This window comes from Planktothrix pseudagardhii (assembly GCF_904830925.1).
GTDB lineage: Bacteria > Cyanobacteriota > Cyanobacteriia > Cyanobacteriales > Microcoleaceae > Planktothrix > Planktothrix tepida.
Genome location: NZ_LR882967.1, coordinates 5,239,951 through 5,255,739 on the forward strand (window position 1 = coordinate 5,239,951; position 15,789 = coordinate 5,255,739).

The 15,789-nt window shown below is 38.6% G+C and carries 11 protein-coding genes, 1 pseudogene and 1 riboswitch; of the genes and pseudogenes, 5 read left to right on the plus strand and 7 right to left on the minus strand.

What is annotated here, in order from left to right; genetic code table 11:
• Positions 1 to 103: 103 nt before the first annotated feature.
• Positions 104 to 1,510, minus strand: coding sequence for an MBOAT family O-acyltransferase (locus tag NMK36_RS22605; RefSeq protein WP_083579928.1), 1,407 nt, complete (start codon positions 1,508 to 1,510; stop codon positions 104 to 106).
• A 19-nt stretch (positions 1,511 to 1,529) separates the two neighbouring features.
• The gene (locus tag NMK36_RS22610; RefSeq protein WP_186440313.1) at positions 1,530 to 2,663 is read right to left on the minus strand and encodes a hypothetical protein; all 1,134 of its coding nucleotides are present in this window, start codon (positions 2,661 to 2,663) and stop codon (positions 1,530 to 1,532) included.
• Positions 2,664 to 3,255: 592 nt separating this feature from the next.
• Between NMK36_RS22610 and NMK36_RS22615 the strand changes: the two genes are divergently transcribed.
• Complete coding sequence (locus tag NMK36_RS22615; protein ID WP_072718377.1) at positions 3,256 to 4,116, plus strand: alpha/beta hydrolase; 861 nt, start codon at positions 3,256 to 3,258, stop codon at positions 4,114 to 4,116.
• A gap of 191 nt (positions 4,117 to 4,307) precedes the next feature.
• Here the strand turns inward: NMK36_RS22615 and NMK36_RS22620 are convergent, their stop codons facing one another.
• The 3 genes from NMK36_RS22620 to NMK36_RS22630 all read right to left on the minus strand — a co-directional run bounded on the left by NMK36_RS22620 (position 4,308) and on the right by NMK36_RS22630 (position 6,965).
• On the minus strand, positions 4,308 to 4,502 hold the full coding sequence (locus NMK36_RS22620; RefSeq protein ID WP_072718376.1) for a hypothetical protein: 195 nt from the start codon (positions 4,500 to 4,502) through the stop codon (positions 4,308 to 4,310).
• A 37-nt stretch (positions 4,503 to 4,539) separates the two neighbouring features.
• Positions 4,540 to 4,629, minus strand: a riboswitch (Glutamine riboswitch).
• 431 nt (positions 4,630 to 5,060) lie between these two features.
• Complete coding sequence (locus tag NMK36_RS22625; RefSeq protein ID WP_072718726.1) at positions 5,061 to 6,281, minus strand: HhoA/HhoB/HtrA family serine endopeptidase; 1,221 nt, start codon at positions 6,279 to 6,281, stop codon at positions 5,061 to 5,063.
• A gap of 249 nt (positions 6,282 to 6,530) precedes the next feature.
• Entirely contained in the window at positions 6,531 to 6,965 is a 435-nt protein-coding gene (locus NMK36_RS22630; RefSeq protein ID WP_072718375.1) for an Hsp20/alpha crystallin family protein, read from the minus strand.
• A 527-nt stretch (positions 6,966 to 7,492) separates the two neighbouring features.
• Here NMK36_RS22630 and NMK36_RS22635 point away from each other — a divergent pair.
• Positions 7,493 to 9,361, plus strand: a complete 1,869-nt coding sequence (locus NMK36_RS22635; protein WP_072718374.1) for a chloride channel protein — start codon at positions 7,493 to 7,495, stop codon at positions 9,359 to 9,361.
• A 193-nt stretch (positions 9,362 to 9,554) separates the two neighbouring features.
• Here the strand turns inward: NMK36_RS22635 and NMK36_RS22640 are convergent, their stop codons facing one another.
• Together NMK36_RS22640 and ltrA are read right to left on the minus strand one after the other, a co-directional pair.
• The gene (locus NMK36_RS22640) at positions 9,555 to 9,923 is read right to left on the minus strand and encodes a response regulator transcription factor (protein WP_072718373.1); all 369 of its coding nucleotides are present in this window, start codon (positions 9,921 to 9,923) and stop codon (positions 9,555 to 9,557) included.
• A gap of 306 nt (positions 9,924 to 10,229) precedes the next feature.
• A pseudogene (ltrA, locus tag NMK36_RS22645) lies at positions 10,230 to 11,967 on the minus strand (group II intron reverse transcriptase/maturase).
• A gap of 919 nt (positions 11,968 to 12,886) precedes the next feature.
• Between ltrA and purH the strand changes: the two are divergent.
• From purH to NMK36_RS22660, 3 genes are all read left to right on the plus strand, one after another.
• Complete coding sequence (purH, locus tag NMK36_RS22650) at positions 12,887 to 14,434, plus strand: bifunctional phosphoribosylaminoimidazolecarboxamide formyltransferase/IMP cyclohydrolase (protein ID WP_254174681.1); 1,548 nt, start codon at positions 12,887 to 12,889, stop codon at positions 14,432 to 14,434.
• Positions 14,435 to 14,707: 273 nt separating this feature from the next.
• A complete protein-coding gene (gene folK, locus NMK36_RS22655) occupies positions 14,708 to 15,190 on the plus strand; it encodes a 2-amino-4-hydroxy-6-hydroxymethyldihydropteridine diphosphokinase (RefSeq protein ID WP_072718369.1) in 483 nt (160 codons plus the stop codon).
• Between the two features lie 29 nt (positions 15,191 to 15,219).
• Complete coding sequence (locus NMK36_RS22660; protein ID WP_072718368.1) at positions 15,220 to 15,774, plus strand: NUDIX hydrolase; 555 nt, start codon at positions 15,220 to 15,222, stop codon at positions 15,772 to 15,774.
• The last annotated feature ends 15 nt before the right edge of the window (positions 15,775 to 15,789 follow it).

Here is a 15,789-nt window from a genome sequence, read left to right on the forward strand (position 1 = left end):
GCTTCTTTCCTATAAAGATTTCATCTTAGATTATAGGTTAGGTTGACTTGGAAAATTCAAGGCTTACGCAAAAAGGATAAGAAATTCGATTTTTGTGTAAGTCTTAAAATTGAAAGTAAATAAAAGCAGAATATTGTGAAGCAACAAACATCAACACAACAGCTACAGCTACCCCATACAACATAGCAAATATACTGTTAGGAAGTTTTTCTAATTTGTAGTTGAACCAGTGTTTATACGTTGCATAGTGAATAATAGTTAAACCGAGCAGAAGCCAAACTAAATTAAAGCTGAGGGTTTTGTTTCCCGATGATTGAAATAAAACAAATGAATTAAAAGTTACTAAAGCTGTTTTCAAATTAACAGAACGGAAGAAAATCCAGGCGACACAAACCCAATAAAATGTTAATAAAGGACTAATTATTTTAAGAATCTGATTTAGGGCATAAAATTGAAGCTTATAAGCTGACCATTCGCGGTGTATAACTAATGCAATTCCATGTAAAGTACCCCAAATCACAAAATTCCAACCAGCACCATGCCATAATCCTCCTAATACCATAGTTGCCATTAAATTTCGGTAAGTTGTTAATTTTCCACCTCGATTTCCACCTAATGGAATATAAAGATAGTCTCGTAACCAAGTTGATAAACTAATATGCCAACGTCGCCAAAAATCACTCATATTTGAAGCGAAGTAAGGAAAATTAAAGTTGATACAAAGTTCATAACCCAGTAATTTAGCTGTAGCAATTGCCATGTCTGTATAACCTGAAAAATCACAATAAATTTGCACTGTATATAACAACACACCTAGCCAGGCACTAAAGGCTGTATAGGTTTCTGGAGCATCAAAAAATTGATCTACAATGGGTGAAATGCGATCAGAAATACAAGCTTTTTTAATAAATCCAATTAAAAATAGAATAAAACAATTTTTAAAAGGGATCTGTTCAAATTTTCGAGATGTCTCTAACTGAGGTAAAAAGCTACTCGCTCTGACAATTGGCCCAGCCACTAATTGCGGAAAGAAACTTACAAACAAAGCAAAATCTAAAATATTGTTGACCGCTTTTAGTTTTCCCTGATAGACATCAATAGAATAACTCAGGCTTTGAAAGGTATAAAAGCTGATTCCAACAGGAAGAATCAAGTGAAGCGTTGGAAAATCAAGAGGTAGTCCTAAAAAGTTAAAAAATTGAGAAGCTGAAACCGTAAAAAAATTAAAATACTTAAATAACCCTAAAATTCCTAAATTTGTGATTAAGCTAAAAATTAACCATTTTTTTTTAAAGGAATTATCTTGTGTTTTTGATAGATAAATACCTACCCAATAATCAATAAAGGTAGAAATCAAAATTAATGATAAAAATCGCCAATTCCACGCTCCATAGAAAATGTAACTGCAAAGCAGTAAAAATATTTTTCGATGTTGATTTTTCTTTAAAGTCCAATAAGTTGTAAAAATAATAATGAAGAAGATAATAAACCGAAATTCTGTAAATAACATAGTTTGTATATTTTATGGTTTAATCTTTTTTTAATTGAGAATTGAGATAGGTAGCAAATTGCTCAGCTAGAATTGTAGTAAATTTGTGCGCTCCTGCTTGATTGAGGTGATCGCTATCAAATCGATTCTTAGGCTCATAGAGTTCAGGATATTTTATTGGATTATTAAAAGAAATTAATGGAGGAATTTGTCCTTGTTTGGAAGCGATAATAAATTTATCTTGGTTAGATAAAATTGGACTAATAATTAAAATAGGCTGTGCATCAATTTTTACAATCAGTTGAGTTATATCTTCTATCGTTCTAATCTCAAGAGTGTTAAGGGAAGATCCATTATTACTTTTTTTCTCATTTTCAATGAATTTTAAAACATTGTTTTGATACGATTTTAGATGAGATAAATAATCTTGATTTCGCTTCACAAAATGAGTATATTTTTTATCCTCATCATCTAAAGCTAAATATCCATCTTCCTGTGGGGAACTATAATCTCGTTGATCTGTTTCTCGGATTAAATAAGGGTTTTGATCAGTTTGGCTGAGGATAAAACTTCGGATCATGGGATCAGCTTTACTGATATTAAATAGATTATGAATTAAAGGAATCGTGTGTTCTTGGATGAGCAGAAGCTTTGTTCTCACGGAAAAATCAGCTTTGAAAATGAATCGATATATCCATAAAGTATGTTTGAGTGTATGCCAATAGATGACTCGATTTGTTTTCAAATTTTCATCGGCAATATTGAGATTAAAATCAGGAATCTCTATAAAAACCCATTTAATATTCATGGGTTTAGTTTCTAAAATTTGTTGAATAAAAAAATAGGTTTCTGCAAAATTCATGCCGGAAACTCCTAAATTATAGGATTTAATATTATACCCTTTAGATGCCATTTGCCGATCAAAAACACGAGGAATAATATGACGATAAATTCGGCTTGAGCCAAAAAAAAGCGTATTGTAGTCGTTTTTATGTTCTTCAAATTTCCTAAATTTTTCGCTGATGATTGGGATTTCAGGTGCAGGTGCGATTTGATAGAGCAATACAGACGTCAAGAGGAAGGATATAAAACCAATTAATAATAATCTCACGAAATTCAATTTTTTCCAACGATGAACAAGGTACTTAAACTTGTGACGGACACTCAGTAACATAAATCTTAAATCTTCAATACAAGTTGAGCTATAATCAAGTAATGTAGGTTTAAAAAGAAGATTGTCTTCTGTAGGATCAATACTACCTCATACGACTACAAAACCCACAAAAGTTATAAAAGTTATTATTCCAAACTAGGGGTACTTGCTTCCTATACAAAAGCTCTGGAGTTTAGAAATGGCAAAGATTTTCGGAGAGTGACAGCTATGGGGATAAGTCGCTCGACTTGATTAAACCTAAAATGCTGAACAGCTTACTCTGCATGCTTTTTAGCTATTCAATCTGTTTCTTTTCTTATTCTACTTATCGGGGAGTCACCGCTATAGCAACAAAAGATATATTGTCCTTAAATTTGACCCCAATTTACTACACAATATCGTTGATACTCTGTCTTGTCATTATAGAAACAAATAACCCTTGGTGGATCATTGTAGGAAATTTCCTGAAATTAAACGGAAATGGCTTGATTTAAACCGTAAAGAATAAAGTTGTGTGGAAAGGAAGTTTTCTTTTATCTTTTTAACCTTTTTTTAAGACAGGGAATAGAGATTTAAAAAAGAAAATCTCATCAAAAAGTGAGGGGATAAAACCATGTTAAATATTATTTTAACGGCTCTGTTTAAATTGGGATTAATTGTTTTAGTTATTGGTGCGATCGCATATTTTTGTGCTTGTTTATTCCTGTTTTTTCGACAAACTCGATTTATTTTTTTCCCCTCTCGTCTTATTTCCATCACCCCGGATGATGTGGGTTTAACGTATGAAAATATTGAGTTAAAAATTCCTATCCCTTCTGGAAAAGTAGAAATAGTGCATTGCTGGTGGGTTCCTAGTAAATTTAATTCAGAAAAAGTGATTATTGATTTACATGGAAACCGTAATAATATTGGAGCAAATGTGGGTTATGCTAAACAATTTAACCAAATGGGATTATCAGTTTTATTAGTAGAATATCGAGGCTATGGACGCAGTACAGATCGCTTTCCCTCGGAAAAAACGGTTTATGAGGATGTAGAAGTGGCTTGGAATTATTTAGTAAATGAACGTCAATTTAATCCTCACAATATTTATGTTTTTGGTCATTCTTTAGGAGGAGCGATCGCGATTAATTTAGCCTCCAACCATCCAGAAATAGCTGGATTAATTATTGAAAGCTCTTTTACTAATATTCGGCAAATGGTTAATTATAAAAAGAAATATTGGATGTTTCCAATTAATTTAATTTTAACTCAACGATTTGATTCTCTGGCTAAAGTTCCAATTTTAAAAATGCCGATATTATTTACTCATGGAACAGAAGATGAGTTAATTCCTCAGTCTATGACTGAAGCTTTATTTACCGCAGCAATAGAACCCAAACAACTGTTAATTGTTTCCGGTGCAGGCCATAATAATGTTAGACAGGTGGGAGGGGAACAATATTGGCAAACCGTCGAACAATTTCTGACTTGATATAGTAGGGAGTAGGGAACAGGGAACAGGTAATAGATAGGTAATAGAAAGAGTTTACCATCCTTAGTCCTAGGGTGGATAAATAACCAGTCTTAATACAGGTAAGGGCGACTCATTTGTCGCCCCTACAAATAATATTATTGAATTAGAAAATAGGATAAAACCCGATTAATTGGGATTAGCTATTTTCCTCAACCTTTAATTCCTGATAATGGGGAAGAGGTTGTTTGAGCGTCGTTCTGAGAAAGTTCGGGAGCCAGTTGGTGATTGAGAGCCGCAATTAGCTGACGTTTCACTTTTATTGCCCACAAATCAAAATCGAAACTTTCACTGGTCGGAATATCCGATGCGGAAGTTTCGCGCACACGTTCTTTACTCAAAGTCATGGTTTTTCGCCTCCTGTTTCAACTCGCAGTGAAAACAGGCGCGTTCCTTCGGGAGAACTCCCTACTTCCGTCTTCTAGTAGTCTTTTTGATATTCGAGGATTAGAAGACTACCAAAAGATGAACGATTTCACTACTCTCTTTGATTTTAGCGCCAAAACGGGTTAATATCAAATTAGCTTATGCTAGTTTTACATAATTCTTATACGTTTTTTGATCGGTTTTTTTTCTTAACCCCTATCTTGACCATTACATCTGTCCTGTGACCGATCTTCTGGTTCAAAACCGAATAAATTGGTTATAATTAGGAAGACCGGCTTTGCTAATAGACAAACCCAAGAATAACACGGCTCCGAAGCCTAGAAAAGTCTCAGATTCAGATTTCATCAATCATCACGTTAATTCGGGTCTAAGCTATAAGTTTGAACTTTCCTGATTGTTTAAATTTTTATTAATTTTTTAGGTTTTCTCCTGACAAATGCACCCTTCCTGCAACTGGATTCAGGAAGAGTGCATTTTTTTCTGTCGGAGGGGCGATACCTATCTTCAAAACCTACAGTTTACCGCAGTGCTTCTTCATTCAATTGACCGGGACGCACTGAAATTTGTTCGGTTTTTTGTCCGCGATGGAGGGTGATTTTTAGGGGCTGACCAATTTTGCTTTTTTCGACTAAACGTTGTAATTGGTCAGCACTGGTAATGGCTTGTCCATCAATTTCTGTAATCACATCCCCCCGACGTAAACCCACATTGGCTGCTGGACTATTGGGCATAATTTGTACGACTAATACCCCATTCACTTCAGGAATTAACATTAAAGAATTAGGGTCTTGATTGAGTTGTTTTGCCATATCCGCCGTTAAGGTTGCCATGCGAATGCCAATATAGGGATGGGCGATTTTTTCCCCTCGCACTAACGCAGCTTGAATGCTTTTTGCAGCATCAATGGGAATGGCAAATCCAATACCTTGACCATCGGCGCGAATAGCGGTATTAATTCCAATCACTTCCCCTCTATCATTTAATAACGGCCCTCCAGAATTCCCTGGATTAATTGCCGCATCAGTTTGAATAAAATCTAATCGTTTATCAGGAATTCCCACTTGAGAACTGGGACGATTTAAGGTACTGACAATTCCCAAGGTAACAGTATTATCTAATCCTAACGGATTTCCTAATGCGATCGCCCAATCTCCCACTTGAACTTCACTGGAATTCCCCAAGGGAGCAACGGGTAAATTATTCCCATTAATTTTAATAACGGCTAAATCAGACGGGTCATCACTGCCTCGAACTTCCCCTTGAAATTGACGACCATCTTTGAGGGTAACGGTGACTTTATCGGCTCCTTTGATCACATGGGAATTGGTTAAAATAATCCCACTACTATCGACAATAAACCCCGAACCTTGTCCCCGTTGTTGATATTCTTGGGGCGTTTGAGGCATTCCTTCCCCAAAGAAACGCCGGAAAAAAGGATCATCAAAAAAAGGATCTGGAATATTAGCAGAAACAGTCCGTTCTGTATCAATTCTAACCACGGCTGGCCCGACTCGATTCACCGCAGCCGCAACAAAATTTCTGGCAGAATTCGGGTTAGGAACGACAGCTACAGGTTGGGGTTGAGTCGGGGTTGGTATGGGGTCAGCTTGGGCAGAAGTTCCTAAAAAATTGGGAAAAAATTGTAAGCTGGTTAAGGTTAACACGACGCTGAAAACAGCAACCAAAACATAACGGCTCATCTGATAAAAGGTTTTATTTTGGAGTTGGGATTTTCCCATAAATTCATCCTCCACGATCTCAATTGAAGGTTTAGACTGGGACTCTGATTCATTTGGATTCAATGTTATTATCCTCAAATTTAGGATTGTACTTTAGATCAAGAAAAGCGGAAATATTTCCATAAATCCGCTTTCCTGTTTTTTTATTATAGTCGAATCTCGTTTAAATTTCGACTGAGATTACCGACTTTTTTGTTTGTCCTTGATTCCAGCCAAACCTTAAACAATTACTAATCCTTGAATTCCCCCTTAATTTAAGGTTACCTTAACGACTTTGTTCTTCTCTTCTTCTGCTTTCGGTAAGGTTAAGCTGAGAATTCCATCTTGATAGTCGGCTTTAACTTGGGTGTTTTGAATCCGAGTCGGAAGTGGAATCACACGGTGGAATTTTCCATAATGGAATTCACTTCGAGTTACCCCTTTTTCTTCCGTTTGGATTTGTGATTTTCGTTCTCCGGTAATCGCCACTGCATCAGCACTGACTTGGATGTCTAAATCTTTGGAATCTATCCCCGGAACTTCCAGTTTCAGGATAACCGCATCGGGTGTTTCATGGAGTTCCGCCGGAGGAAAGATGGACATCCCCATTTTTTCGGTGGGCAAAGCTAAACTATCAAACAAACGATTCATTTCTCGTTGTAGAGAATCAATTTCTTGGAACGGTTGCCAACGGACTAACGGCATAATCGTTACCTCCATTAACGCTTTTATTTGATACACTATTTATATAGGCTTGATTGCAGCCTTTTGATTCTAAGATAATGAATTCGGCCGCCGGGATAATTCGGTTTTAACGAATCGAAAACGGGAAATAGCCGTACTCACGATAAAATTCAGCAAGTATTGGCAACTTTAAGCAAATATCGTCTCGGTTAACCGAACGATAGGATTGCAAACATTGTCAAGTCCAACTGAGAACTGATCGTTGGGACTGAAAGAGATGAAGGAAGAGGAGTGTTTGATTTTTCCTTCACCTCAAACGGGTGATGAGTCATGAAGTTGGAACAGTTAAGATTAGAAGCCTAAGACGGGTATCAGCATCAGGTCGGACGCCGTAGCGAATGTCCTTTCTGTATGGTCTTGGGTATCCAATCGATGAAATTTGGAGTCCCTGTCCTTTATGGATGAGTACCCTCTTTGGGTTTTAATGCTCCCAAACGTTAGAACTTGTTTTAAATTTTATAAAGATTATTATAATTGTGGGTCTATCAATGACGACTACTCTGCCCAATAATGAGGGCGTCCTCCCGCAGCAAACTGAACTCGCCTCTGTCTCTGTTTCTGACCGCCTAACCAGCCTCTTAAACCGTTTACAGCCCCCCCCGCAATTTTTAATTTTAATGTTTGCCCTCTTAATTGGCGGGGGAACGGGATTAGTTATGGTCATGTTCCATAAATTAGTGGAACTATTTCAACGGTTAACCCTAGAAGATTTTATGGGGTTAATGGTGCCCTTTGGTTTATGGACAATCGCGTTAATTCCACCTCTTGGCGGCTTAATTGTGGGGTTAATTCGCTGTCGTTATCAAGAATTTTTTGGCGAGGGCATTTCTTCCTTAATTAATACCCAAAGAATCCAAATTATTTCCCCCTTAAGACCTTTTATTAAACTATTAGCTGCGGCGATTTCGTTAGGTTCAGGAGCTTCCTTGGGGCCGGAAGGGCCGAGTGTAGAAGTAGGGGCGAATTTAGGGGCAATTTTAGGGCAAATTTTTCAAGTTTCAAAAGAACGTTATCGGTTATTATTAGGAGCCGGAGCCGCCGCCGGATTAGCTGCGGGATTTAATGCACCGATTGCGGGAGTTTTCTTTGCCTTAGAAGTGATTTTAGGCACAAGTTTTGCGGCTTCAGGTGTCGGTTTAGTATTATTAGCTTCTGTGGTTTCTTCGGTGGTTGCTCGGATTGTTTTGGGTGATCATCCAGCCTTTTCTCCTCCCCTTTATGAAGTCCGAAGCAATTGGGAATTATTACTTTATTTAGGATTAGGGTGTTTAGCTAGTTTTGTTTCCTTAGCTTATACCCAAGCGATTAAATTTGCTCAACGTTGTTTTCGAGGCGAAATTCCAGCTTTCCTATTTTTAACTAAAATTCCTCGCACCTTTCATCCGATGTTAGGGGGATTATTTGTCGGGATGATTGCGATTCAATTTCCCCATATTCTAGGGCCTGGTTATGGAACCATTCAAGCTTTATTAGAGGAAGGGCAATTTTCTTTAGATTTATTAATGATTTTATTAATTCTTAAAATCATTGCCACTTCTGTCAGTTTAGGGAGTGGATTAGTCGGGGGAATTTTTGCGCCAGCGATGTTTATTGGAGCAACATTAGGCGCGACTTATGGGCAAGCCTTAGCGGGTTTATTACACCCTTTTTTACCCGATATTGCACCCCCAGCAGCTTATGCAATGGTGGGAATGGCGGCGGTATTAGCGGCAAGTGTGCGAGCGCCATTAACGGCGATTTTATTGTTATTTGAAATGACGCAAAATTATTTAATTATTTTACCGTTAATGGTGGCGGTGGGCGTGAGTGTTTTAATTGTCGATGTGGTGCAATCTAATCAATCAGATTCAGGATTAAATTTACAACAAATGGGGGTTTATTTAGAACGTCCCAATGAGTTAGAAGTCTTACAAACGATTCGGATTTCTGAAGTGATGGGTCAATCTTATTTAACTCTTCCTTGTTCAATGCCTATTTTAGAGGCAGGTTCGGTGATGGTACATCTTAATTGTCATACGGCTTTAATCTTAGATGAAACCTCTCAATTAGCTGGATTAGTAACGGTTACGGATATTCGTCGCTCAATTTTTCAAGCGACAAATCAGGAGGAATCTTTAGCATTAGGACAGCAAAAATTAAAGGCTGTTTGTACAACCGAAATCCTTTGCGCCTATGAAGATGAACCTGTAAAAGCGGCTTTAGAACGCATGGCTGCGCGGGATTTACCCCAGTTACCTGTTGTGACTCGTGAACAGCCCCGTCAAGTTGTTGGCATTATTGAAAAAGAACAAATTGCGTTAGCTTGTAATATTGCGGTTACTAAAGACGCCTTGCAACCGTATTTACCCAATCTGTAGTCACCGCTTTAGGTTCCAAATAGAACTGGTAAAATTGAGGACTCTTTTTGACTTGATGGGGCTTTTTCACGAATACTACCCCATCTTTTTTTACCGCAATTTGGCTCCATTTCCTCTAGCCAGGGTTTTTGACGGGGTTGTGACCGGGTAAGGCCCACAGCCCCTCTCAACAGTCAGTGTTGAGTATAACGGCTTACTTGCGTAGAAGTTGTTTGATTGTACTCATGAGTTCTTGGGGATGGAAGGGTTTTGAGATATAAGCATCAGCCCCCTGTTTAATTCCCCAATAGCGATCAAATTCCTCGCTTTTACTCGAACACATTACTACAGGGACATTCTGGGTTTTGGGGTGTTTTTTAATATGGCGGCAAAGTTCATAGCCATTCATATTCGGCATGACAATATCTAACACCACCAAATCCAGATGCTTGACTTGTTCAATTTTTTCTAAGGCTTCCATCCCATCTCCCGCTGAGATTACCTCCACGCCACTTTTACGCAACATATCTGCAATCATCTCTCGGAGGGAGATGCTATCATCGACAATCATGACTGTAGTCATATCCTTTATACTTTCAGCTTTTGAAATTTAAGTTCAACTCAGACTACGTAGGCTACACCAAGGTTAGTGACCAATTGTTACCTCAAATCTACCCATTTTCGAGAGTTTCTTTGCATTTTTTTATATTTTGTGAATTTGATAGTATCTATACTCCCATTTTATAGGCTCCCATCGCTTAAAGCAGTAGGCATTCTAGCTGCCGCCATGATTAAGCGAACTAACTGAGGGAATTAGGGGTCGATGAGGGCTTTACAACCCTCACCTCCCATTCAGAACCGTGCTTGCGACTTTCACCGCACACGGCTCCTAGTCTAGTTGACTGTTATCATCAGAACATCCGGTTTATGATTGAGTTGTAAGACCCATCAGTAGCCGTTTTAATATCGTGACAATGGCGATGTAGTAATTGTAGGTTCTTATATTCGTTTTTCCCGCCTAAAATTGTGGGATGAATATGATCGATTTCTACAATATCTTCTGGAGTAAAATATTGTTCACAGAAGTTACATTTGCCTTTTTGCTTTTTGAGCAAAGTTGTTACTCTTTTAGGTACATCAAAGGATGTACCTTTTCTTGTACTCCAATATGTCCAGTTTCCGTCATAAGGTGATGCGTCAGGTCTTACAGTTACATGACGGGTGATAGGTGTTTCTGCATGGGTAAGTAATCTAAAGCCATCTTTGGTTTCAAAACTCCATGCACTATTACCGTTTTTTCTGAAGTAATTTTTCAGTTTCTTGTAACTGGCTTTACCGCATCTACTGACTGTCCATGCTCTTAATCTTTGCCATGTTATATGGTCTAAAGAGGAGAATGTTTCTTTGGAAACAACTTTGGAATGGTAGTTACACCATCCTCTAATGACCAGATTTAGGTGTTTGATTAATGCGTATTGAGGTGCAGTTTTGTGGGTTTTAATCACTTCTTTCACTTTATCCGCGTGAGCTTTAATTGCCTTCTTGCTAGGTTTTATTAGGGTTTTGAATCCTAATACTTTTGAGTTGTATCCTCCAGTTTTCCTAGCATGGTGTTTACCAACTGGATATTGTCGGAAATTCCAACCTAGAAAGTCGAATCCTGGTTTTACCTTTTCGTCTTTTGCTTCGATTTCTCTCAGTGTATGACATATACGAGTTTTAGCTGGTTTCAGTTCTAACCCGATGGGTTTTAGCCATTCTTCGATGACAATTTGGCACTGTTGAATAATTTCAAGTTGTGGGCTTATCACAACGAAATCATCGGCATATCTGATGACTGTTGCTTGAGAGCGTCCTTTCTTTTTAGGGGATATTTGCTCTACAAGTTTTATCATTCCATCCAATGCGATGTTAGCGAGTAGAGGACTGATGACACCACCTTGCGGTGTGCCTGTCACCGTTGCTTCAAATATGTCGTTATCCATCACTCCAGCTTTTAACCATTGTTTGATTTGAGCTTTTATTGTTGATGGACAATCAATTTTGGACAGTAGGTATTCATGATTAATCTGGTCAAAACACTTTGAGATGTCAGCATCGAGAATATAGTATTCTCCTTTGTGGATGCTTTGGAAGATTCGTGACATGGCATCATGGGCTGACCGTCCGGGTCTAAACCCGTAGCTTTCACCCTCAAATCTGGCTTCCCATTGAGGTTCTAGTGCCAATTTAACCAAGGCTTGCCTTACTCTATCGTTTATAGTTGGTATACCTAGTGGGCGTTTTTCCCCGTTGGGTTTGGGTATCCATTTCCTACGGAGTGGTTTTGCTTTTTGGTATTTACTCAAGTTGTTGGCAAGTTCTAACCGTTGTTTGGGTGTGATTGATTTTATTCCATCTACCCCGGCTGTTTTCTTCCCTTGATTATCCTGAGTTACCTTTCTAATCGCTATAAGTTTGGCATAATATGACTTGACTAGAAGTTTCTGAAGCTTTCGAGCTTTTGCATTCTGTCCCGATAATGATGCCTGGTAAATTCTCTTTTGCAGCTTAAATACTACCCGTTGGACTTTCGCCCAATTGATAGTATTCCATGCAGCCGTAGTCTTGGTTATACTCGTTTTCACCGTTTTTACTGCTAATTGAAACCTTACCTAACAACTAAACCGGAATCTATCAGCGTATCCTAAACATTACATTTAGGCTTTGGCTTCTGAGTTCCATCTTTCGCCCTCACAACATTTGCCTTAGATTTGTGGCTGCCTAACAGTGTTCGACCTCTGTAGGAGTAGATGAGGGGTTTTAACGTTCCTTGAAAATGGGATTATTGCCTTTAGAATCATCCTTTCCGCCGGGGTATTTTGGGAGTCTGGATAAGTGTTATATGCAAAACCTTACCTTTTATAGAAAGACAATTGAGCTTTCTATCTTTTCCCCTTGTTCTTTTGAACGTAACGTAATCAAGTCACTTTCGCTGCTTAATATTGACGACGGTTCAAGCCAGATGTTCACTTTCGTTATTCTTGGGCAATTGGCTAGAGAAATTCTTAGATATCTGACTTATATCCGATTTCCCGTTATTCCCAGCTTCAACACTTTGATAATCAGTCTTGTGCTGTGGGAATTGCTGAATCTCTTTGGTTTGGCTACCGTACTTTTAGGTTTGGTAATCCGTACCATTGACTCCGAGATTGACCTTCCTTTAAGGTCACATTTTCAAAGTTAAGATAGGCTTAATTGGATTTATTGTTGGATTGGTATCCTTTAACCAATTGTCTGAACCTATCTCCCTGTTTACGTTTTGGGTGTTATCCCTAGACTTTGACAGGAACGTCTCGCACACATATATATATTCTAGCGGGTTGCTGCGCTTAAAACATCCCCTGATTACGAGTTGGGTTCTTGAGATGGGTGGTGTCGGGGTCGTCATTGAGTTAAAAACGATCACGTCTCTGTCTGAAGGAATCATGAAACAGCAAAGAGAAATTGAGCTTGAAGTGTCACAATAGTAAACTGTTGATTTTTTGAGTTTGGGAGTTTTTCTGAATGGCGCGTTTAGCTTTATTGAGTGTATCTGACAAACGCGGACTGATTGAGTTTGCCAAAAGTCTGGTTGAAGAATTAGGATTTGATTTAATTAGTAGTGGCGGTACAGCAATGGCTTTAAAAGAAGCGGGACTTCCCGTTACAAAAGTCTCCGATTATACGGGATTTCCTGAAATTTTAGGGGGACGAGTAAAAACCCTCCATCCCCGTATTCATGGGGGAATTTTAGCACGGCGAGATGTGCCTCAAGATGTGACTGAATTAGAAACCCATGAGATTCGTCCCATTGATTTAGTCGTCGTCAATCTTTATCCCTTTGAACAAACCATTGCTAAACCCGATGTAACTTTAGCAGAAGCCATTGAAAATATTGATATTGGTGGCCCCACTTTATTGCGAGCATCCGCTAAAAATTATGCCCATTTAACGGTATTATGTAACCCTGAACAATATGGAAGTTATTTAGAAGAATTTCAGACAAAAAATGGAGAAATTTCTTTTGAATTTCGTCAACATTGCGCTTTAAAAGCCTTTCAACATACAGGAGCTTATGATCGAGCGATCGCGGCTTATTTAGAACAACAAGAACTTAGCGAAGATTCCCCTTTACCCCAAAATTTTGTGTTAGCCGGAACTCAAATTCAATCCTTACGGTATGGTGAAAATCCCCATCAAGCAGCAGCTTGGTATCAAACCGGAACTCAACCGACGGGTTGGACATCGGGTCAAATTTTGCAAGGTAAACCGTTAAGTTATAATAATTTAGTGGATTTAGAAGCAGCCAGACGAATTATTTGTGAGTTTCCTGATCAACCAGCAGCCGCGATTTTAAAACATACCAATCCCTGTGGAGTTGCCATTGCAGATACGTTAGTTACAGCCTATGAAAAAGCCTTTAATGCAGATTCAATTTCAGCCTTTGGGGGAATTGTTGCCTTAAATCAGAACATTGATTCACAGACCGCAAAGGCATTAAGCAAAACCTTTTTAGAATGTATTGTTGCTCCGGGTTGTGATGAGGAAGCGGCTCAAATTCTCAAGAAAAAATCAAACCTGCGCGTGTTAATTTTACCCGATTCTACTCAAAGGCCAAAGGAAATTATTAAACAGATTGCAGGAGGATTTTTAGTTCAAAGTGCCGATGATGTCGTGGAACAATCAACGGACTGGAAAGTGGTAACAGAAAAGCAACCCACCCCTGAAGAATTGGCAGAATTAATGTTTGCTTGGAAAGTAGTTAAACACGTTAAATCGAATGCCATTGTTGTCACTAAAAATCAAACAACCTTGGGAGTTGGAGCCGGACAAATGAACCGTGTTGGCTCCGTTGAAATTGCGCTTAAACAAGCGGGAGAAAATGCTCAGGGAGCCGTTTTAGGAAGTGATGCCTTTTTCCCCTTTGATGATTCCGTTCGCACCGCAGCCGCAGCAGGAATTACAGCCATTGTACAACCGGGTGGGAGTCTGCGAGATCAAGATTCAATTAATGCCGCAAATGAATTAGGATTAGTGATGGTATTCACAGGAATTCGTCATTTTGTTCATTAAGCCAGAATCACTTTGAAATAAATTTCAGGTTTAAGGGCGGGGAGACCCATTGGTGTCAACTTAAATAATTAATGCCCTGAACTGAAGTTCGGGCTAAAAGCGATCGGCATCTAAAGATGACTAAACTCTGGTCTTTCTTAACCCGTTTTAACGGGTTTGAGCTTTTAGCCTGAAATTTATTTCAAGGCTTTTGGCGCTTCTTACTGTTCCCTGTTCCCTAAAGCGTAGCACCATAGTTTCAATATTAAACCTTGATTTATTAATAACAATAAAATGAAAGTTTCATCCGTTGCGATCGCATTAGGAAGTAATTTAGGAAACTCTAAAAAAAATGTTGAAGTTGCATTAGCTATCCTCAATAATCATCCTGATATTCAAGTCAAATCCTGTTCAAGTTGGTATCAAACCGCCCCGATTGGGCCACCGCAGCCGGATTATATTAATGGTTGTGCTATTCTGGAAGTTCAACTCAAACCGGAGCATCTCTTAGAAACCCTATTAACCGTTGAAAACCAACTCGGACGCATCCGTCGGGAACGTTGGGGGCCAAGAACCCTTGACCTAGATTTACTTTTGTTTGATGATTTAATCTGGGAAACCCCAGTGTTAGAAATTCCCCATCCTCGTATGAGAGAACGAGCATTTGTCTTAGTTCCTCTAGCGGAAATAGCACCGAATTGGGTTGATCCTGTCACCGGAAAAACCATCATTCAACTGTTAGAAACCGTTGATTGTTCGGACGTTAAAAAACTTTGATTATCCTGTTTTATACCTGCTTGAAAATCATGACAAAACCCGGATCTGAACCGCCAACTATTTTAGAAAATCGTCTGTTTTATCGAGGACGAAAATTTAATTTTGATGTTAATCATTTACGCCTTCCCAATGGGGTAGAAGGAAATTGGGAATGTATTCGTCATCCGGGTGGAGCGTTAGTGATTCCTGTCACATCTGAAGGAAAATTAGTCTTAGTTAAACAATATCGATTTGCAGTAGAAGGACGCACTTTAGAATTCCCCGCAGGAACCGTTGAACCGGATGAAGATCCGGCTGAAACTGTTAAACGAGAAATCGAAGAAGAAACCGGATATCGTGCTCATCGCTGGCAAAAATTAGGACAATTTATATTAGCACCGGGTTATTCCGATGAAATTATTTATGTGTTTTTAGCCCAAGATTTAGAGCAGTTAGAAACGCCCCCAGAACAAGATGATGATGAAGATATTGATACGCTATTAATGACACCTGAAGAACTGGAAAAAGCAATTTTAGACGGTGAACCTGTGGATGCTAAAACCATTTCTAGTTTTCTCTTAGCTAAACCCCATCTCAAAAATTAATCTTAAATCTGAATA

Bases quoted from the DNA above. Each gene is read 5' to 3' on its own strand.
- NMK36_RS22610 (WP_186440313.1), bottom strand. From the start codon at position 2,663: ATGTTACTGAGTGTCCGTCACAAGTTTAAGTACCTTGTTCATCGTTGG.
- purH (WP_254174681.1), top strand. From the start codon at position 12,887: ATGGCGCGTTTAGCTTTATTGAGTGTATCTGACAAACGCGGACTGATT.
- NMK36_RS22630 (WP_072718375.1), bottom strand. From the start codon at position 6,965: ATGCCGTTAGTCCGTTGGCAACCGTTCCAAGAAATTGATTCTCTACAA.
- NMK36_RS22620 (WP_072718376.1), bottom strand. From the start codon at position 4,502: ATGACTTTGAGTAAAGAACGTGTGCGCGAAACTTCCGCATCGGATATT.
- NMK36_RS22615 (WP_072718377.1), top strand. From the start codon at position 3,256: ATGTTAAATATTATTTTAACGGCTCTGTTTAAATTGGGATTAATTGTT.
- NMK36_RS22660 (WP_072718368.1), top strand. From the start codon at position 15,220: ATGACAAAACCCGGATCTGAACCGCCAACTATTTTAGAAAATCGTCTG.
- NMK36_RS22625 (WP_072718726.1), bottom strand. From the start codon at position 6,281: ATGGGAAAATCCCAACTCCAAAATAAAACCTTTTATCAGATGAGCCGT.
- NMK36_RS22635 (WP_072718374.1), top strand. From the start codon at position 7,493: ATGACGACTACTCTGCCCAATAATGAGGGCGTCCTCCCGCAGCAAACT.
- NMK36_RS22640 (WP_072718373.1), bottom strand. From the start codon at position 9,923: ATGACTACAGTCATGATTGTCGATGATAGCATCTCCCTCCGAGAGATG.
- folK (WP_072718369.1), top strand. From the start codon at position 14,708: ATGAAAGTTTCATCCGTTGCGATCGCATTAGGAAGTAATTTAGGAAAC.
- NMK36_RS22605 (WP_083579928.1), bottom strand. From the start codon at position 1,510: ATGTTATTTACAGAATTTCGGTTTATTATCTTCTTCATTATTATTTTT.